Genomic DNA, 18354 nt, shown 5'->3' on the forward strand with positions numbered 1-18354 from the left:
TCCCTTTTTGTCTCCCTCTTCATTCACCGCATTCACGAGGAGTTTCTTCGCCATGAGCCAGACCACCCCCGCCATCGACCTCGCCACGCTGACCGTCGACACCGTGCAGGAAGGCTTTCGCAACGGCAGTTTCACGGCCGAGTCGCTCGCGCGCGCCTGCCTCGCGCAGATCGAGACCTGGAACGGGCGCTACAACGCCATCATCTTCCTCAACGACGAGGCCATCGACGATGCGCGTGCCATCGACCGCCGGCGCGCGGCCGGCGAGGCGCTCGGCCCGCTCGCGGGCGTGCCCGTGGTCGTCAAGGACCCGATGGACATGGTCGGTTTCCCGACCACGGCCGGCTGGTCGCTGCTGCACGGCAAGAGCGGCGGCGTCGACCTGATGCCCGCCACCGACGCGCCCGTGGTGGCGCGCATGCGCGCGGCCGGCGCGGTCATCCTCGGCAAGACCAACGTGCCGGTGCTGAGCCACACCGGCACCCATGCCGACGACAGCTGGGCCGGCCCCACGCTCAACGTGGTGCTGCCCGATCGCGTGCCCGGCGGCAGCAGCGCGGGCACGGCCACGGCGGTCGGCGCCAGCATGGCCGTGCTGGGCCTGGCCGAGGAGACCGGCGGCTCGATCCAGAACCCGGCCTCGGCGCAGGACCTGGTCGGCATCAAGCCCACCATCGGCCTGGTGCCCAACGCCGGCGTGATGCCGCTGTCGGGCAACCGCGACGTCGTGGGCCCGATCGCGCGCACCGTGAAGGACGCGGCGCTGTGCCTCGACGTGCTCGCGGGCTATTCGCCCGAGGATCCGAAGACGCTGGCCGGCGTCGGCAAGAAGCCGGTGGGCGGCTACACCGCGCAGTTCGGCAGCCGCAGCCTGGCGGGCGCGCGCATCGGCCTGTACGGGCCGGGCTGGCGCACCCAGCCGCTTTCTGACGAGGCGGGCGAGCTCTATGCGCGTGCCGCGAAAGAACTCGTGCAGCGCGGCGCGGTGCTGGTCGACGATCCCTTCGCCGACACCGGCTTCGCGCAGCTGCGCCAGCCCACGCTGCCGCTCACGAACTTCGATGCGCGCGGCATGGAGTCGGTGCCCTACGACCTGCAGAAGTACCTCGAGCGGCTGGGCCCCGACGCGGCGCTCAAGTCCTTCGCCGATTTCGCGAAGGCGACCGAGAAGGAATCCGCCTTCGCCCCCGGCGGCGTGCTGAGCTACCTGCACAACCTGCCGCAGTTCGCGGCCGCGCTCAGGTCGCCGGGCACGCCGCCCGACCTGTCGGACTTCATCGCGCTCAAGGAGGCCTATCTGCGCATCGTCGACGCGGTGTTCGCGCGCGAGAAGCTCGATGCGCTGGTGTTCCCGCAGATGCGCGAGGAGCTGCCGGTCACGCGCGGCGGCACGATCCAGGAGACCACGGTGGGCGAGCTCAACATCGCGGGCCTGCCGGCCGTGACGGTGCCCGCGGGCTACTACGCCTCGGGCGCGCCGTTCGGACTGCTGTTCGTCGGGCCGCTGTGGAGCGAGGCGACCCTGCTCGCGCTGGCGCACGACTACGAGACGGCGACGCGGCATCGCAAGGCGCCGCGGCTCGCGGCCGCCTGAGCGCAGCGTACGGAGCGCCGTCTCCGTACTTTCCCTGGCGATGTATAGTTCTGCTCAATACATTGCCCGAAAAACTTGAATTGGACGAATAGAAGCTTCGAGCGGACAGTGCACCCAGCGCGAGACGACAAGGTCTCCGAGACAACGCACTGATTTCCAAAGGAGCTTCCCGATGACATTTCAAGCCGAGACCGTCCTGGCCAATGGACGGCATTACGCGAAGCCGCGCGCGCCGGTGGTCGTGGTGTGCGTCGATGGCTGCGAGCCCGACTACATCACCCAGGCCATCCAGGCCGGCGCGGCGCCGTTCCTGCAGCGCATGCTCGAGCAGGGCAGCTCGCTGATCGGCGACTGCGTGGTCCCGAGCTTCACGAACCCGAACAACGTGTCGATCGTGACCGGCGTGCCGCCCTCGGTGCACGGCATCTGCGGCAACTTCTTCTACGACGTGGCGGCGGACAAGGAGGTCATGATGAACGACCCCGAGTACCTGCGCGCGCCCACGCTGCTGTCGGCCTTCTCCGATGCCGGCGCGCTGGTGGCGGCCGTGACCGCCAAGGACAAGCTGCGCACCATGCTCGGCCACGGCCTGCGCGGCATCTGCTTCTCGGCCGAGAAGGCCGACAAGGCGACCGTCGCCGAATGCGGCATCGACCGGGTGCTCGATCTGGTCGGCAAGCCCGTGCCCTCGGTCTACAGCGCCGACCTCAGCGAGTTCGTCTTCGCCGCCGGCGTGCGCCTGCTCGAGACGCGCAAGCCCGACCTGATGTATCTCTCGACCACCGACTACGTGCAGCACAAGTGCGCGCCCGGCACGCCCGAGGCCAACGCCTTCTACGCGATGATGGACGGCTACCTCGCGCGGCTCGACGCACTGGGCGCGGTGATCGGCCTCACGGCCGACCATGGCATGAGCCCCAAGACCGACGCGGCCGGCAATCCGCGCGTTCTCTACCTGCAGCAGGAACTCGATGCGCGGCTCGGCGAGGCCAGCACGCGCGTGATCCTGCCGATCACCGATCCCTACGTGGTGCACCACGGCGCGCTTGGCTCGTTCGCGACGGTGTACGTCAACCGCGCGCCGCTGGAACAGGTGCACGAGGCGCTGGCCGGCCTGTCCGGCGTGGAGCAGGTGCTCACGCGCGACCAGGCGGTGCGGCAGTTCGAGCTCGCGGGCGACCGCATCGGCGACCTGGTCGTGGTCGGCGACCACCTGACGGTGCTGGGCACCAGCGCGGCGCGGCACGACCTCAGCGGCCTCACGGTGCCGCTGCGCTCGCACGGCGGCGTCTCGGAGCAGAAGGTGCCGCTGCTGTTCAACCGCGCGCTGCAGGGCGTGGACCCGCGTCGCCGGTTGCGCAACTTCGACGTCTTCGACCTGGCCCTGAACCACGCGGGCGCCGCCCACTGAAGAGGTCCAGATGTCCCAGGAATTCTTCAATCCCGTGCGCAGCGTGTACGGGGCAGGGGCCCTGTCGTCCCTGCCGAAGCTGCTGGCCGGCCGCAAGGCCGTGGTCGTGACCTTTCCGGAGGCGCGCCGCTTCGGGCTCGTCGACCGGCTGCAGGCCCTGCTCGGCGACGGCCTGGCCGGAGTGATCGACGCGGTGCTGCCGAACCCCGACGTGGCCGAACTGCGGGCGCTCTACGAGGCGTTCTGGAGCGATTCGCAGCAGGCCGAGGTGCTGGTCGCGGTCGGCGGCGGCAGCGCGATCGACACCGCCAAGGCGCTGATGGTCGGCACGCGAAGCGGCCGCTTCGACGACCTGGTGGCGGCCCTGGCCGCGGGCGGGCCCTTCGTGCCGGCGCGCGTGAAGACGCTGATCGCGGTGCCGACGACCGCCGGCACCGGCAGCGAGGTCACGCCCTGGGCCACGATCTGGGACCGCGAGGCGCAGCGCAAGCATTCGCTGCACCTTCCCGAGACCTGGCCCAGCATCGCGATCGTCGACCCCGAGCTGATGCTCTCGCTGCCGGCCTCGGTGACGCTGCAGAGCGGTCTCGACGCGCTGTCGCATGCGCTCGAGGCGATCTGGAACGTGAATGCGAACGCGCTGTCCGACACCTTCGCGGTCGCGGCGGTGCAGCAGATCTTCGAGACCCTGCCGCTCTTGATGGACAAGCTCGACGACCTCGATCTGCGCGCCCGCATGGCGCTGGCTGCGCTGCAGGCCGGCATGGCCTTCTCGAACACCCGCACCGCGCTCGCGCACTCCATCTCGTACGAGATGACCCTGCGCTACGGCCTGCCGCACGGCATCGCCTGCTCGTTCCCGCTGCCGATGGTGCTGCGGCGCGCGATCGGGCAGGACGCCGGCCGCGACGCGGTGCTCGAGCGCGCGCTCGGCCCGCTGGACCGCGCGCCGGAGAAGCTGGCCGGCTTCATCGAGCGGCTGGGCGTCAAGACGCATTTCTCGGACTACGGCGTGTCGAGCGAGCAGGCCGACCGCATGGTCGCGCATGCACTGACCGGCGCGCGCGGCAAGAACTTCATCGGCACCCAACAGAAGGAGGCGGCATGAGCGCCATTCTCGACAGACAGGACATCCGCGTCGAAGCGCTGCGCATCGGCGGCGAGAAGGTCCACACGCCGCGCACGATCGCCGTGCGCAACCCCTACACCGGCGAGACGGTGGGCACCGTCGCCATGGCCACGCTGGAGGACGTGCGGCGCGCCTACGAGATCGCGCACGCCTACGTGCCGCGCCTGTCGCGCTACGAGCGCTCCGCGATCCTCAACCGCGCCGCGCTGCTGCTGCGCGCGCGCACCGACGAGGCCTCCACGCTGATCACCAGCGAGTCGGGCCTGTCGAAGAAGGACAGCATCTACGAGATCGGCCGCGTGGCCGACGTGCTGAACTTCGGCGCCAACGAGGCGCTGCGCGACGACGGCCAGGTGTTCTCCTGCGACCTCACGCCGCACGGCAAGCAGCGCAAGGTGATCACCACGCGCGAGCCGTTGCTGGGCGTGATCACCGCCATCACGCCCTTCAACCACCCGATGAACCAGGTAGCCCACAAGGTGGTGCCCTCGGTCGCGACCAACAACCGCATGGTGCTCAAGCCCTCGGAGAAGGTGCCGCTGTCGGCGCTGTACTTCGCGGACCTGCTCTACGAGGCCGGCCTGCCGCCCGAGATGCTGCAGGTGATCACGGGCGACCCGCGCGAGATCGCCGACGAGATGTTGACCCACCGCCACGTGGAGCTGATCACCTTCACCGGCGGCGTCGAGATCGGCAAGTACATCGCGAACAAGGCCGGCTACCGGCGCATCGTGCTCGAGCTCGGCGGCAACGACCCGCTGATCGTGATGGACGACGCCGACCTCGACCGCGCCAGCGATCTCGCCGTGCAGGGTTCCTACAAGAACTCGGGCCAGCGCTGCACCGCCGTCAAGCGCATGCTGGTGCACGAGAAGGTGGCCGCGGAGTTCACCGAGCGCGTGGTGGCCAAGACCCGCGCCTGGAAGTTCGGCGATCCGATGGATGCGGGCAACGACATGGGCACGGTGATCGACGAGGCCGCGGCGCGCCGCTTCCAGGCGGTGGTCGAAGAGGCGGTCGAGCAGGGCGCGCGGCTGCTGGCCGGCAACGAGCGCGAGGGCGCGCTGTACGCGCCGACGGTGCTCGACCGGGTGCGCCCCGAGATGACCGTGGTGCGCGAGGAGACCTTCGGCCCGGTGTCGCCGATCCTGCGCTTCGCGAACATCGACGAGGCCATCGCGATGTCGAACGGCACCGCCTTCGGACTCTCGTCGGGCATCTGCACCAACCGCATGGACGACGTGATGCGCTTCGCCAAGGAGCTCAAGGTCGGCACCGTCAACCTCTGGGAGGTGCCGGGCTACCGGATCGAGCTCACGCCCTTCGGCGGCATCAAGGACTCGGGCCTTGGCTACAAGGAAGGGGTGCAGGAGGCGATCAAGTCGTTCACCAACTGCAAGACGCTCTCGCTGCCATGGTGAGCCCACCGACAATGGACTGAACGGCGCGCCGCCTCGCATCGACATGCGATGCGAGGCCGCGCGAACCGAAGAGCGCCGGCCAGGCGCCCGATGACTGCCAGGAGACACGATGAGACCCAACGACAACTGCCCGATCGACGCCATGCGCCGCCGATTGCTGACGGGCGCCGGCGCTGGCGCCGCGCTCTCGCTCTGCGAGCTGCTCTTTCCGCGGGCGGCGCAGGCCGCCCCCAAGCGCGGTGGCACCTTCGTCTACACCAACACCTACCCGAACAACCGGATGGGCGATGCGCGCACCGGCCGCCATCCCCAGCACTGGCTCGACCTCAACAACCGCAGCGCCTACAACGCGCTGACCTGGGTCGACGAGAACCTCGAGGTACAGCCCGAGCTCGCCACGGCCTGGGAGCCGAGCGCCGACCTCAAGGTCTGGGACATCACGCTGCGCGAGGGCGTGCTGTTCCACGACGGCCGCGAGATGACGGCCGACGACGTGGTGTCGTCCTACCGCTTCCACCAGACCGCGACCGGCTACGCCAAGCAGATCGTCAAGGTCGAGAAGGTCGGCAGGAAGGTGCGCATGACGCTGGACGCGCCGAACAGCGAGTTCCCCTACGTGCTCGCCGAGTACCACCTGATGATCATGCCGGCGGCCGAGAAGGAGGCGATCGGCCTCTCGGGCATCGGCACCGGGCCGTTCCGGATCGCGAGCCTCGATCCCAAGCGCCGCATCATCCTCGAGCGCAACGAGAAGTACTGGCGCGCCGGCTTTCCCTACCTCGACCGCCTCGAGGTCGTGAGCTCGCCCGGCCGCATGGAAGGCGCGCTGAACGGATTCCGCGGCGGCCTGTTCGATGCCGTGATCGGCGTCGACCCCGGGCTGCTGCCCGACCTCGAGCGCACGCCCGACCTCAAGTACAGCCTGTCGAGCAGCGGCGACCAGGCGCTGATGGTGATCCCCAAGGTCGAGGGCTCGCCGCTCGACGACAAGCGCGTGCGGCAGGCCCTGGCGCTGGCGGTGGACCGCGAGAAGATCATCCGCATCGTCTACGGCAAGAAGGCCGGCTGGGTCGGCAACGACTCGCACCTGACGCCGGCCAATGCCGCCTTCCAGCCGCTGCAGCGCATGCACGACGTGGCACGGGCGCGCGCGCTGCTGGCCGAGGCCGGCCATCCCAACGGCGTGAAGCTGCCGACCTTCTATTTCGCGCCCACCTGGCCCGAGGTGCCGCGCGTGTTCCAGGTGCTGGCCGAGTCGGTGAAGGAGGCCGGCATCGTGCTGCCGATCGAGCAGCGGCCGAGCGACGGCTACCGCCAGTGGCGCGTCGAGGATGCCGAGAAGACGCGCAAGCACCGCTTCGCCTACACGCCGGCCGGCCCGCGCAATCCGGGCGTGAGCCTGTACCGGCTGCGGCCCGACAACAACGAGAGCGGCTACTGGCGCGGCGCGGGCTGCGACGAGTACATGGCGCTCTACCAGAAGTCGCTCGCCGAGCCCTCCACCGAGAAGCGGCGCGCGAACTACGTGCGCATGCAGGAGATCCTGCGCGACGAGGTGCCGACCCTGTCCGCGGGCGGACGGCGCAACCTGCTGATCCACAAGCCCAACGTGCACGACCTGCGCAACCACTCGCAGTTCTGGTCGATGCGCTTCGACGAGGTCTGGAAATCGTGAGCCGGCCCCGCATCCCCTTCACCGAACCGCGCGCGAACGGCGACCCATCATGCTCATGACCTTCCTGCGGCGCGTGGGCCTCTACGCGCTGACCCTGCTGCTGGCCTCGATGCTGGTGTTCGTCGCGACCGAGGTGCTGCCCGGCGACGCGCTCGAAGTCAGCCTCACGGCCGACGAGATCGCGATGATGAATCCCGAGGACCTGGCGCGAAAGCGCCACGACCTCGGCCTCGACCGGCCGGCGCCGGTGCGCTACTTCGAGTGGCTCACGGGCGCCATGCGCGGCGACTTCGGCAAGACCATCCTCGGCGGCACGCCGGTGGTCGAGATCATCCGCGAGCCGGTGAAGAACTCGCTGCTGCTCGCGGCCGTGACGGCGCTGGTGGCCATTCCGGTGTCGCTGCTGCTGGGCATCGTCGCGGCCTTCTGGCGCGGCCGGCTGCCCGACACGCTGGCCTCGATGGGCGCGGTGATCGGCTACTCGATCCCCGAGTTCGCCTCGGGCAACCTGCTGGTGCTGGTGTTCGCGATCTGGATCCCGGTCTTCCCGGCCGTGATCCTGGCCTTCGCCGACGCGCCGCCGTCGGCGCTGCTGGCCGTGTCGGTGCTGCCGGTCGCGACCATCGTGTTCGGCTCCATCGCCCACCTGGTGCAGCTGATCCGCACCGGGCTGATCGAGTCGCTGGCCAGCGACTACGTCGAGCGCGCCCGCTTCACCGGCCTGGGCGAGCTGCGGCTGATCCTGCGCCATGCGTTGCCGGCCTCGGTGATCCCGGCGCTCAACTCGGCCGCGCTCTACGTGGCCGGCCTGCTCAGCGGCATCGTGGTGGTCGAGAAGGTGTTCGGCTATCCCGGGCTCGGAATGATCCTGCTGCAGGCCGTCGACAAGCGCGAGGTGCCGATCGTGCAGGCCATCAGCCTGCTGGCGGCCCTGGCCGTCGTCTCGATGAACCTGCTGGCCGACCTCGCGGTGGCCGCCCTCGACCCCCGCGCCAGGAGCCGCTGAATCATGATGTTCAAGATCAACCACCACGCGCTGCTGCGGCCCGTGGCCCTGTTCGGCATCGGCATCGTCGTGCTGCACCTGGCCGTCGCGCTGGCCGCGCCCTGGATCGCGCCCTACGACCCGATGTCGCTCAACGGCGGCCGCGCCGAGCCGCCGAGCGCCGAGTTCTGGCTCGGCACCGACGTGCTGGGCCGCGACTACCTGTCGCGCCTGCTGTGGGGCGGACGCACGGCGCTGCTGGCCGCCTTCACGGGCGTGGTCGTTGCGGTCAGCGTCGGCAGCATCCTCGGCGTGACGGCCGCCTACCTCGGCGGGCTGTTCGACGACGTGATGATGCGCATCGTCGACCTCAAGCTGGCGCTGCCGGGCATCCTGTTCGTCGCACTGTTCGCGGTCGGCTTCGGCGAATCGCTGCCGGTGCTGATCGTGCTCATCGGGATGGTGTACTTCCCGGGCGTGATCCGCATCGTGCGGGCCCAGGCGCTGACACAGGTGCAGCTGGGCTACGTGAAGGCCGCGCAGCTGCGCGGCGAGGGCACGGTGTCGATCATCCTGCGCGAGCTGCTGCCCAACACGCTCGACGTGGTCTACGTCGAGTTCGCGATCCGCATGTCGCACGCGATCCTGCTCTTGAGCTCGCTGTCCTTCCTGGGCATGGGCATCTCGCCGCCCACGCCCGACTGGGGGCTGATGGTCGCCGAGGGCGTGAGCCAGCTCGCGTTCGCACCCTGGCTGGTGCTGGCGCCGGCGGTCTTCATCTCCACCCTGGTGGTGGGACTCAACTTCGGCGCCGAGGCGCTGGCACGGGCCCTGGGACTGGACGCCACGCGCGGCCAGGACGCGGCATGAAGGAACAGGCAACGATGAAGCATCCCGAATCCAATGCGCTGGCACGGCGCCAGCAGGCGGCGCGCCGCATCGGCGGACGGCTCGAGGTCCAGGGCCTGGGCATCGGCTACCGGCGCGCCGACGGAGAGATCGTCGGCGCGGTGCGCGGCGTCGAGTTCACGGTCGAGGCCGGCAGCAGCCTGGGCATCGTCGGCGAGAGCGGCTCGGGTAAGTCGACCGTGGCGCGCGCGCTGCTGGGCCATTGCCGGCCCGGCGGCGTGATCACCGCGGGGGCGGTGCGCATCGCGGGCGAGGACATCCTGCGCCTGGACGAACCCGCGCGGCGCCGGCTGCGCGGCCGGCACATCGCCTTCGTGCCGCAGAACCCGCTGAGCTCGCTGACGCCGCACATGCGCATCGGCGACCAGGTCGACGAGGCCGTGCGCCACCTGCGCGGCTGCGGCGCCGCCGAGGCGCGGGCGCGCACGCTCGAGCTGTTCGAGGCCACCAACCTGCCCGATCCGAAGGGCATCTGCGCGCGCTTCCCGCACGAGCTCTCGGGCGGCCAGCGCCAGCGCGTGGTGATCGCCGCGGCGCTGGCCGGCGACCCGGGCGTGCTGGTGCTCGACGAACCGACCACCGCGCTCGACAAGACCACCGAGGTCCAGGTGCTCGAGCTGGTGCGCACCCTGCGCGAGCGCTTCGGCACCTCGCTGATCTACGTGAGCCACGACCTCGGCGTGATCTCGCGCATGTGCGACCAGGTGATCGTGATGCACCAGGGCCGCATCGTCGAGCAGGGGTCGGCCGCGCGCATCTTCGGCGCGCCCGCGCATGTCTACACGCGGCAGCTGATCGCGGCCATTCCGCGCATCGATGCCGAGCCGCCCGAGCGCGAGCCGCAGCACGCGCAAGGCGCGCTGCTGGTGGCGAAAGACCTCGCGTTCTCTTATCCGACGCGCCGCCGCGCCTGGTTCCAGCCCCCGCCGGCCATGGCGCGGCCCGCGCTGGCCGGCCTGTCGTTCGCGATCGGGCGCGGCGAGACGCTCGGCCTGGTTGGCGAATCGGGCAGCGGCAAGTCGACCGCGGCCTCGCTGGTCGCGGGGCTGATGGCGCCCTCGGGCGGTTCGCTGCACTTCGATGGCCAGCCGCTGGCCGCGAAGGCCACCGACCGCTCGCCGACGCTGCGCCGGCGGGTGCAGATCGTGTTCCAGGACCCGCTGTCCTCGCTCAATCCGCGCCAGCGCATCGCCGCCATCCTCGAGCGGCCGCTGACCCTGTTCACCGGGCTGCGCGGCCCGGCGCTGCGCGAACGCGCGCAGGCGCTGATGCGGGCCATGCACCTCGATCCGGCGCTGCTCGAGTGCTACCCGCGCCAGCTCTCGGGCGGGCAGCAGCAGCGCGTTGCCATCGCGCGCGCCTTCGCGGCCGAGCCCGACCTGATCGTCTGCGACGAGATCACCTCGGCGCTCGACGTGTCGGTGCAGGCCCAGGTGCTGGAGCTGCTGCTCGAGCTGCAGCGCAAGACCGGCACGGCCTACCTGTTCATCAGCCACGACCTCGGCGTGGTCCGGCGCATGGCCGACCGCGTCGTGGTGCTGCGCCATGGCGAGGTCCGCGAGGCCGGCGCCACGCGCCAGGTCTTCGATGCCCCGGCCGACGACTACACGCGCCTGCTGCTGCAGGCCACCGCCCTGCATTCCGTGACCGCCTCACCCGAAACCCTTGCCGCATGACCAAGTTCATCCACATCACCGATCCCCACCTCGTCGCGCCCGGCGAGATCCTGCACGGCCTGGACCCGTACGCACGGCTCGCCGCCTGCATCGACGACATCCTCGAGCACCACCGCGACGCGGCCTGCTGCGTGATCACGGGCGACCTCGCGCACCGCGGCGAGAGCGCGGCCTACGCGGCGCTGCGCACCCAGCTCGCGCGGCTGCCCATGCCGTGCTTCCCGCTGGTGGGCAACCACGACATCCGCGCGCTGCTGGCGGCGCAATGCCCGGGCGGGCCGAGCGACGGCAACGGCTTCGTGCAGGGCCGCTTCGACCTGGCCGACGCGAGCTTCCTGCTGCTCGACACGCTCGACGAAGGCCGCAACGGCGGCCTGTACTGCGAGCAGCGTCTGGCCTGGCTCGCGGCCGAGCTCGACCGACTCGGCGAGCGGCCGACCTACCTGTTCATGCACCACCCGCCGTTCGACATCGGCATTCCGTGCCTCGACCGCATCGGCCTCGCGAACCCCGAGCCCTTCGCGCGGCTGGTGGCGGGCCGGCGCAACCTGCGCCACCTGTTCTTCGGCCACGTGCACCGACCGGTCTGCGGCAGTTGGCGCGGCATCCCGTTTTCGACCATGCGCGGCCTCAATCACCAGGTGCCGTTCGACTTGCACACCATCTCGCCGGTGCCCAAGAGCCACGAGCCGCCGGCCTATGCGGTGGTGTTCCTCGCGGCGGATCAGGTCACGGTCCACTTCCACGACTACCTCGACAAGTCCACGCTCCCGGCGCCCCGGGACGCTTCGAAATGAGGAGCGGGCGGCGCGCCGTCGTGGTGGTCTGCGACAGCCTGTGCGCGGACCTAGTCGCGCCCCACGTGGCTCCCGCGCTCGCGGCGTTGCGCGCGCAGGGTGCCGACTTCGTTTCGGCGCGCGGCGTCTTTCCCTCGACCACGCGCACCAGCTCGGCCTCGATGGCCACCGGCTGCCTGCCGGCCGCCCACGGCCTGCTGGGCAACACCATGGTGCTGCGCGAGCAGGGCGCGCTGGTGCGGCTGTCGGTGGGCAAGCCCGACTTCCTCGAGCGCCTGCGCCGCGCCACGGGCCGCACCTTGCGGCGCCCGACCTGGGCCGAGCGGCTGGCGCGGCAGGGCGGTGCGATCGTCATGTCGAACGTGTCGCCGGGCGCCGCCTACCTGCAGGATCCCGACGGCTTCGGCCATGTCTACCACCGCGCCGGCTCGCGCGGACCGGGCGGTGTCGCGTTGACGGACGGCCTGGCCATCGAGGTGGGCGCCGCGGGCGACCGGGCGATGACCGATCGCTTCTGCCGCGAGGTGCTGCGCGAACGCGCGCCCGCGCTGGCCGTGCTGTGGCTCTCGGAGCCCGACCACACGGCGCACGGCGTGGCGCTCGGATCGGGCGAGCACCTGGCGATGATCGCCCACGCCGATGCCTGCGTCGACCAGGTGCGGCGCACCGTGGAGGCGCTCGATCCGGCCGGCGACGAGATCCTGCTGGTCGCCTGTTCCGACCACGGCATGGAGACGGTGGAACGCAAGATCGACCTCGACGCGCTGCTGGTCGAGGCCGGCTGGAAGCGCTCGCACGAATCGCAGGAGGTGGTGGTGGCGCCCAACGGCAATGCCGCGCTGCTGTACTTCGCCGACGAGGCACGCGATGCGATCCCGGCACTCGTGCGGTGGCTGCAGGACCAGGACTTCACGGGACGCGTGTTCGCCGGCCAGGCCCTCGCAGAGATCGGCCTGCCGACCGAGGGCCCGCTCGGCCTGGCGCTGGCGCTGCGCCATGACGCGAGCACCAATCCCCATGGCGTGCCGGGCCGCAGCGTCTCGCTGCTGAGCCCGTTCAGCGATTCATCGCCCGTCGGCTGCGCGCAGCACGGCGGACTGGGCGAGCACGAACAGCATCCCTTTCTCTACCTGAGAGGGGGAGGGCTTCGTCCCGGCGAGCGACGCCAACCCGCGTCGCTGATCGACATCGCGCCGACCGTGCTGCGCCACCTCGGCGTGGCGGCGGACGGCATGCAGGGACGCGCATTGCAGTAGACGCGCCGCGTCTTTCGCTCCCCCGACGCCGGATGGATTCGTCACGCATGCGCGTGAGGGGCCCGCCTGCGCGTCGCCATCCCTGGGTCACCCCCAACCACTCGAAGAAAAAGATGAAGAGACAAAGAAGATTCACCCCCGTCATCGCCGGCGGCGCCATGCTCGCCATCGGTGCCTGCCATGCCCAGTCGAGCGTCACGCTGTTCGGGCTGATCGACACCGGCGTCGCCCACTACCGCGTGCACGGCAAGGGCAGCCAGACCGCGCTGGCCTCCGACGGGCTCGCGAGCAGCCGCCTGGGCTTTCGCGGCCAGGAAGACCTGGGCGGCGGCCTGAGCGCGGGCTTCTGGCTCGAGGGCTCGCTCGCCGTCGACAACCCGACATCCTTCGACCTCGCGCGGCGCTCGACCGTGAGCCTGGCCGGCCCCTGGGGCGAGCTGCGGCTGGGCCGCGACTACACGCCGACCTACCTGATCCAGTCGGACTTCTCGGGGCCCTGGGTCACCAACGGCGTCGGCGAGAGCATCGTCTACCGCGGCCGCGCCACCCTCTACGGCAGCGCCAACGCGGGGCAGAGCTCGCATGTGCGCGTGAGCAACTCGGTCGGCTACTTCCTGCCGCGCGACCTGGGTGGCTTCTCGGGCCAGTTCCAGTACGGCCTGCCCGAGGCGGTCGACGGCGGCGACGCGGAGCGCTACCTCGGCGGGCGTCTCGGCTACCGGCAGGGCGCGTTCCGCGTGGGCGCGGCCTACAGCCGGACCATGGGCGGGCCCAAGGCGCCGACCACGCGCCCGCGCGACATCCGCTCGGCCAGCCTCGGTGTCGCCTACGACTTCGGCGTGGCATCGGTCGAGGCGCTCTACGCGCAGGACCGGGTGCAGATGCCGCTGGGCCCCAAGCGCTTCGAAGGCGCGACCGTCGGCGTGACGGTGCCGGTCGGCCCCGGCGAGATCCGCGCGAGCTACGGACAGGTGGCCTTCCGCTACCCGGGCGACCGCTCGCGCGCCAGCAAGATCGCGCTCGGCTACGTGCACCACCTGTCGAAGCGCACCGCGCTCTATGCGACCTTTGCCCATGTGCGCAACCGGCGCCGCGCCGCGCTGACCGTCGGCGGCGACGTCGCGGGCCTCGCCGACCACGCGGCCAGCGGCCAGAACTTCGGCATCCGCCACGCGTTCTGAGCGCGCCCGTCCCGCGGAACCACCCCCACAATCCACGATTGGAGACAAGCATGCACCGTCGCGATCTCATCCGCCTGGCCTCGGCCGCCGCGGCCGCCACCTCCCTGCCGCGCTGGAGCTGGTCCAACACGCTGGCCCAGCGCGACCTGTTCCCGCTCGGCGTCGCCAGCGGGTCGCCGACACCCGACGGCTTCGTGCTGTGGACCCGGCTGCTCGACGGCCCGGTGCCCGGCACCGTGCCCTTCGACACGCCGCGCCTGCCGCTGCCCGCCTCGCTGACGGTGCGCTGGGAGGTGGCCGAGGACGAGGCCTTCCGCCGCATCGTGCGCACGGGCCAGGCGAACGCGCTGGCCGAGCTCGGGCACGCGGTGCACGTGGAGGTGTCGGGCCTGCGGCCGGACCGCTGGTACTTCTACCGCTTCATGCACGGCGATGCGGTCACGCAGACAGCGCGCACGCGCACCGCGCCGGCCTTGCACGCCATGCCCGGGCGCACGCGCTTCGCCTTCGTCTCGTGCCAGCGCTGGGAGCAGGGCCACTACGCGGGCTACCGCCACATGCTCGACGAGAACCTCGACCTGGTCGTGTTCCTCGGCGACTACGTCTACGAATACGCGATGCCGAAGAAGCCGCCGAGCTACCAGCTGGTGCGCACGCACACGCTGCCGGCCGCCAAGACGCTCGCCGACTTCCGCGACCGCTACGCGCTCTACAAGACCGACGTGCAGCTGCAGGCCGCGCACCGCGCCTGCCCCTGGCTCGTGACCTGGGACGACCACGAGGTGCAGAACGACTACGCGGGCCTCGAAGGCACCGGTGCGGCGGGCGACTTCCTCGCGCGGCGCGGCGCCGGCTACCAGGCCTTCTACGAGAACATGCCGCTGCGCGCCTCGGTGCTCACGCAGGGCATCGGCGGGCTCGGCACGCTCGACGGCCTGCGCATTTACGAGCGGCATGCCTGGGGCCGGCTGCTGCGCTTCCACATGCTCGACACGCGCCAGTACCGCGACCGCCAGCCCTGCCGCGTGCCCGGCGAGGAATCGCCGAGCTCGGTGACGCCCACGGGCTGTCCCGAGCTGCGGGACCCCGCGCGCTCGATCCTCGGCAGCTACCAGGAGCGCTGGCTCGAGCAGGGCCTGGCGCAGGACGCCGCGCTGGGCGAGCGCTGGAGCGCGGTGGCGCAGCAGACCATCTTCGCGCAGCGCAACTACAAGATGCTGCCGGCCGAGAGCTACCACCCCAGCACCTGGGACGGCTATCCCGCGAGCCGCCAGCGCGTGCTCGACGCGGTGCAGGGCGCGGGCGCGCGCAACACCGTGTTCCTCGGCGGCGACATCCACCAGAACTACGTCAGCCGCGTGCTGGCCGACTTCTCGCGGCCGCAGTCGCCGGTCATCGCGAGCGAGTTCTGCGGCACCTCGATCGCCTCGGCCAGCGGCACGGCGCAGAGCCGCGCGCAGGAGATCGCCGACAACAACCCGCACATCCTGCTCGCGCGTTCCGACCGGCGCGGCTATGCGGTGGCCGACGTGACGCCCGGGCGCTGGCTCACCTCGCTGCGCGTGCTCGACGACGTGGCACAACCCGACAGCGGCATCTCGACGCTGGCGCGCTTCGCGGTCGACGACTGCGTGCCGGGCCCCCGGGCGGTCTGACCCCATGCCAGACAAGACCATCCCCATGACCACCGGGGCCGAGTGGCCCTACCTGGAGATCCTGGTGCGGCTGGCGCTGAGCCTGGCGCTCGGCCTGCTGATCGGGCTGGAGCGCGAGCGCCGCGGCAAGGAGGCGGGGCTGCGCACCTTCGGCTTCATCTGCATGCTGGGCGCGCTCGGCGGCCTGCTCGGCATGCCGGTGGCGCTGCTGTGCCTGGCGCTGGTCGGCGTGCTCGCGGTGCTGCTCAACGTGCAAACGCTGCGCGCCGGGCAGGGCGCCGAGCTCACGACCTCGGCCGCCATGCTCGTGACCTGCCTGGCCGGCGTGCTCTGCGGCCAGGGCCACACCATCTCGCCCGCGGCCGTGATGGTGCTGGCCACCGCGCTGCTGGCGTGGAAGGAACGGCTGGCCGGCTTCTCGGCCGGGCTGACCGAGAGCGAGATGCGCTCGGCGCTGCTGCTGGCCATCCTCGCGATCGTGATCTATCCGGCGCTGCCGGCCGGGGCCGTGGGACCGTGGCACCTGGTGGAGCCGCGCGCCGCCTGGGTCACGGTGATCCTGATCGCGGGCATCGGCTTCGTGAACTACATCCTCTGGAAGCTCTACGGCACGCGCGGCACCGAGCTCTCGGGCTTTCTCGGCGGGCTGGTGAACAGCAACTTCACGGTGATCGAGATGGCCTCGCGCGTGGTCGCCACGCGCGGCGCCTACGTGGGCACGGCCTATCGCGGCATCCTGCTGGCGACCACCGCGATGGTGGTGCGCAATGCCGGGCTGCTGCTGATCCTGGCGCCGCTCGCGCTGCTGGGCGCCTCGGGCGCCTTCGCGCTGATGATGCTCGCGAGCGCGGTGCTCGTGCTGTGGAGCTACCGGCGAGCCACGCGCGGCCCCGTGCCCGACGTGCCCGAGATCAAGCTCGACCTGCCGTTCTCGCTGCCGCTGGCGCTCAAGTACGGCGTGGTGTTCCTGGTGCTGCACATCGTCGGCGGCCTCACGCAGCGGCAGTTCGGCGATGCGGGCTTCTACTTCGTGAGCGTGGTCGGCGGCCTGATGTCGAGCGCGAGCGCCGTGGCCGCGGCCGCCGCGCTCGCGTCGCAGGGCAGCCTGTCGGCCACCACCGCCGGCACGGGCGCGGTGCTGGCCTCGCTCACGAGTATCGCGTTCAGCATGTCCTTCGTGCTGCGCACGCGCGAACGCAGCCTCACCACGAAGCTGTGCACGGCCATGCTGTGCATCGCCGTTGCAGGCGCCGTCGGGCTGGCCGGCCGGCACCTGGTGCTGCCGCTGATCCTGCCGAGCGTCGGTTGAGCGCCGCATCGGTCCCTCACTTCTTGAACCCCATACCCATGAGCCATCCCTCGAAGAACATCGAATCCGTCCTGGTCGAGAACCGCGTGTTCCCGCCCGATGCCCGCGCCACGCAAGGCGCCCGCATTTCCGGCATGGCCGCCTACGAGGCGCTGTGCAAGGAAGCGGAGGAAGACTTCGAAGGCTTCTGGAGCCGCCAGGCCACGACCCACCTGCAGTGGAGCAAGCCCTTCAGCAGGATCCTCGACGAATCGAACGCGCCGTTCTACCAATGGTTCGGCGACGGCGAGCTCAACGCCAGCGCCAACTGCCTCGACCGCCACATCGGCACGCCCGTCGAGAACAAGACCGCCATCGTCTTCGAGGCCGACGACGGCACCGTCACGAAGGTCAGCTACAAGGAACTGCTCGCGCGTGTGAGCCAGTTCGCCAATGCGCTCAAGGCGCAGGGCATCAAGAAGGGCGACCGCGTCATCGTCTACATGCCGATGACGGTCGAGGGCGTGATCGCGATGCAGGCCTGCGCGCGCATCGGCGCCACCCACAGCGTGGTGTTCGGCGGCTTCTCGGCCAAGGCGCTGCAGGAACGCATCATCGACGCCGGCGCGGTCGCGGTCATCACCGCCAACTTCCAGCTGCGCGGCGGCAAGGAGCTGCCGCTCAAGGCCATCGTCGACGACGGCATCGCGCTCGGCGGCTGCGAGTCGATCAAGACCGTGTTCGTCTACGAACGCACACCCTCGGCCTGGAACCGCGTCGAAGGCCGCGACAAGACCTTCGCCGAGGCGCTGGCCGGCCAGAGCAGCGAGTGCGCGCCCGAGCCGGTGAATGCCGAGCACCCGCTCTTCATCCTCTACACCTCGGGTTCCACCGGCAAGCCCAAGGGCGTGCAGCACGCCACCGGCGGCTACCTGCTGTGGGCCAAGATGACGATGGACTGGACCTTCGACATCCGCCCCGAGGACGTGTTCTGGTGCACCGCCGACATCGGCTGGATCACGGGCCATACCTACGTCGCCTACGGCCCGCTCGCGGCCGGCGCCACGCAGGTGGTGTTCGAGGGCATCCCCACCTTCCCGCATGCGGGACGCTTCTGGCAGATGATCGAGAAGCACAAGGTCAGCGTGTTCTACACCGCGCCCACCGCGATCCGCTCGCTGATCAAGGCGGCCGAGGGCGACGAGAAGGTGCATCCGAAGAACTGGGATCTCACGAGCCTGCGCATCCTCGGCTCGGTCGGCGAGCCGATCAATCCCGAGGCCTGGATGTGGTACCACCGAAATATCGGCGGCGAGCGCTGCCCGATCGTCGACACCTTCTGGCAGACCGAGACCGGCGGCCACGTGATCACGCCGC

General features: G+C 70.7%; 14 protein-coding genes. All 14 read left to right on the forward strand.

Features of this window, described 5'->3' with window-relative positions; genetic code table 11:
- Window positions 1-52 precede the first annotated feature (52 nt).
- Window positions 53-1594, forward strand: a complete 1542-nt coding sequence (locus ACODT0_RS39690; protein ID WP_296735756.1) for an amidase — start codon at window positions 53-55, stop codon at window positions 1592-1594.
- A 172-nt stretch (window positions 1595-1766) separates the two neighbouring features.
- Window positions 1767-3005, forward strand: a complete 1239-nt coding sequence (phnA, locus tag ACODT0_RS39695; protein WP_413765340.1) for a phosphonoacetate hydrolase — start codon at window positions 1767-1769, stop codon at window positions 3003-3005.
- Between the two features lie 10 nt (window positions 3006-3015).
- Window positions 3016-4113, forward strand: coding sequence for an iron-containing alcohol dehydrogenase PsrA (psrA, locus tag ACODT0_RS39700; RefSeq protein ID WP_413765341.1), 1098 nt, complete (start codon window positions 3016-3018; stop codon window positions 4111-4113).
- Complete coding sequence (gene phnY, locus ACODT0_RS39705; RefSeq protein ID WP_413765342.1) at window positions 4110-5555, forward strand: phosphonoacetaldehyde dehydrogenase; 1446 nt, start codon at window positions 4110-4112, stop codon at window positions 5553-5555. Before psrA ends, phnY begins: the two co-directional genes overlap by 4 nt.
- A gap of 109 nt (window positions 5556-5664) precedes the next feature.
- A complete protein-coding gene (locus ACODT0_RS39710) occupies window positions 5665-7230 on the forward strand; it encodes an ABC transporter substrate-binding protein (protein ID WP_413765343.1) in 1566 nt (521 codons plus the stop codon).
- A gap of 49 nt (window positions 7231-7279) precedes the next feature.
- Complete coding sequence (locus ACODT0_RS39715) at window positions 7280-8236, forward strand: ABC transporter permease (protein WP_093346069.1); 957 nt, start codon at window positions 7280-7282, stop codon at window positions 8234-8236.
- A 3-nt stretch (window positions 8237-8239) separates the two neighbouring features.
- On the forward strand, window positions 8240-9085 hold the full coding sequence (locus ACODT0_RS39720; protein ID WP_057591920.1) for an ABC transporter permease: 846 nt from the start codon (window positions 8240-8242) through the stop codon (window positions 9083-9085).
- Window positions 9086-9099: 14 nt separating this feature from the next.
- Window positions 9100-10800, forward strand: a complete 1701-nt coding sequence (locus tag ACODT0_RS39725) for a dipeptide ABC transporter ATP-binding protein (RefSeq protein WP_296735767.1) — start codon at window positions 9100-9102, stop codon at window positions 10798-10800.
- Window positions 10797-11597 carry a phosphodiesterase gene (locus tag ACODT0_RS39730; RefSeq protein ID WP_296735770.1) on the forward strand — a complete coding sequence of 267 codons (801 nt, stop codon included), beginning with the start codon at window positions 10797-10799 and terminating at the stop codon, window positions 11595-11597. The genes ACODT0_RS39725 and ACODT0_RS39730 overlap by 4 nt, the downstream gene beginning before the upstream one ends.
- A complete protein-coding gene (locus tag ACODT0_RS39735; protein ID WP_296735772.1) occupies window positions 11594-12853 on the forward strand; it encodes an alkaline phosphatase family protein in 1260 nt (419 codons plus the stop codon). The genes ACODT0_RS39730 and ACODT0_RS39735 overlap by 4 nt, the downstream gene beginning before the upstream one ends.
- Window positions 12854-13011: 158 nt before the next feature.
- Window positions 13012-14034: a porin gene (locus ACODT0_RS39740; RefSeq protein WP_413765344.1), complete on the forward strand. Its 1023-nt coding sequence runs from the start codon at window positions 13012-13014 to the stop codon at window positions 14032-14034.
- 50 nt (window positions 14035-14084) lie between these two features.
- A complete protein-coding gene (locus tag ACODT0_RS39745; RefSeq protein WP_296735775.1) occupies window positions 14085-15689 on the forward strand; it encodes an alkaline phosphatase D family protein in 1605 nt (534 codons plus the stop codon).
- 25 nt (window positions 15690-15714) lie between these two features.
- A complete protein-coding gene (locus tag ACODT0_RS39750) occupies window positions 15715-16998 on the forward strand; it encodes an MgtC/SapB family protein (protein ID WP_296735777.1) in 1284 nt (427 codons plus the stop codon).
- 38 nt (window positions 16999-17036) lie between these two features.
- Window positions 17037-18354 (forward strand): AMP-binding protein (locus tag ACODT0_RS39755; RefSeq protein ID WP_489043824.1); only part of this gene is annotated, 1318 nt, incomplete at its 3' end.

Source organism: Variovorax sp. FG153 (assembly GCF_057809595.1).

Excerpts from the sequence above, each read along its gene's own strand:
- phnA (WP_413765340.1), top strand. The coding sequence starts at position 1,767 with ATGACATTTCAAGCCGAGACCGTCCTGGCCAATGGACGGCATTACGCG.
- ACODT0_RS39745 (WP_296735775.1), top strand. The coding sequence starts at position 14,085 with ATGCACCGTCGCGATCTCATCCGCCTGGCCTCGGCCGCCGCGGCCGCC.
- ACODT0_RS39740 (WP_413765344.1), top strand. The coding sequence starts at position 13,012 with ATGCTCGCCATCGGTGCCTGCCATGCCCAGTCGAGCGTCACGCTGTTC.
- phnY (WP_413765342.1), top strand. The coding sequence starts at position 4,110 with ATGAGCGCCATTCTCGACAGACAGGACATCCGCGTCGAAGCGCTGCGC.
- ACODT0_RS39730 (WP_296735770.1), top strand. The coding sequence starts at position 10,797 with ATGACCAAGTTCATCCACATCACCGATCCCCACCTCGTCGCGCCCGGC.
- ACODT0_RS39690 (WP_296735756.1), top strand. The coding sequence starts at position 53 with ATGAGCCAGACCACCCCCGCCATCGACCTCGCCACGCTGACCGTCGAC.
- ACODT0_RS39735 (WP_296735772.1), top strand. The coding sequence starts at position 11,594 with ATGAGGAGCGGGCGGCGCGCCGTCGTGGTGGTCTGCGACAGCCTGTGC.
- ACODT0_RS39750 (WP_296735777.1), top strand. The coding sequence starts at position 15,715 with ATGACCACCGGGGCCGAGTGGCCCTACCTGGAGATCCTGGTGCGGCTG.
- ACODT0_RS39710 (WP_413765343.1), top strand. The coding sequence starts at position 5,665 with ATGAGACCCAACGACAACTGCCCGATCGACGCCATGCGCCGCCGATTG.
- ACODT0_RS39715 (WP_093346069.1), top strand. The coding sequence starts at position 7,280 with ATGCTCATGACCTTCCTGCGGCGCGTGGGCCTCTACGCGCTGACCCTG.
- ACODT0_RS39720 (WP_057591920.1), top strand. The coding sequence starts at position 8,240 with ATGATGTTCAAGATCAACCACCACGCGCTGCTGCGGCCCGTGGCCCTG.
- ACODT0_RS39725 (WP_296735767.1), top strand. The coding sequence starts at position 9,100 with ATGAAGCATCCCGAATCCAATGCGCTGGCACGGCGCCAGCAGGCGGCG.
- psrA (WP_413765341.1), top strand. The coding sequence starts at position 3,016 with ATGTCCCAGGAATTCTTCAATCCCGTGCGCAGCGTGTACGGGGCAGGG.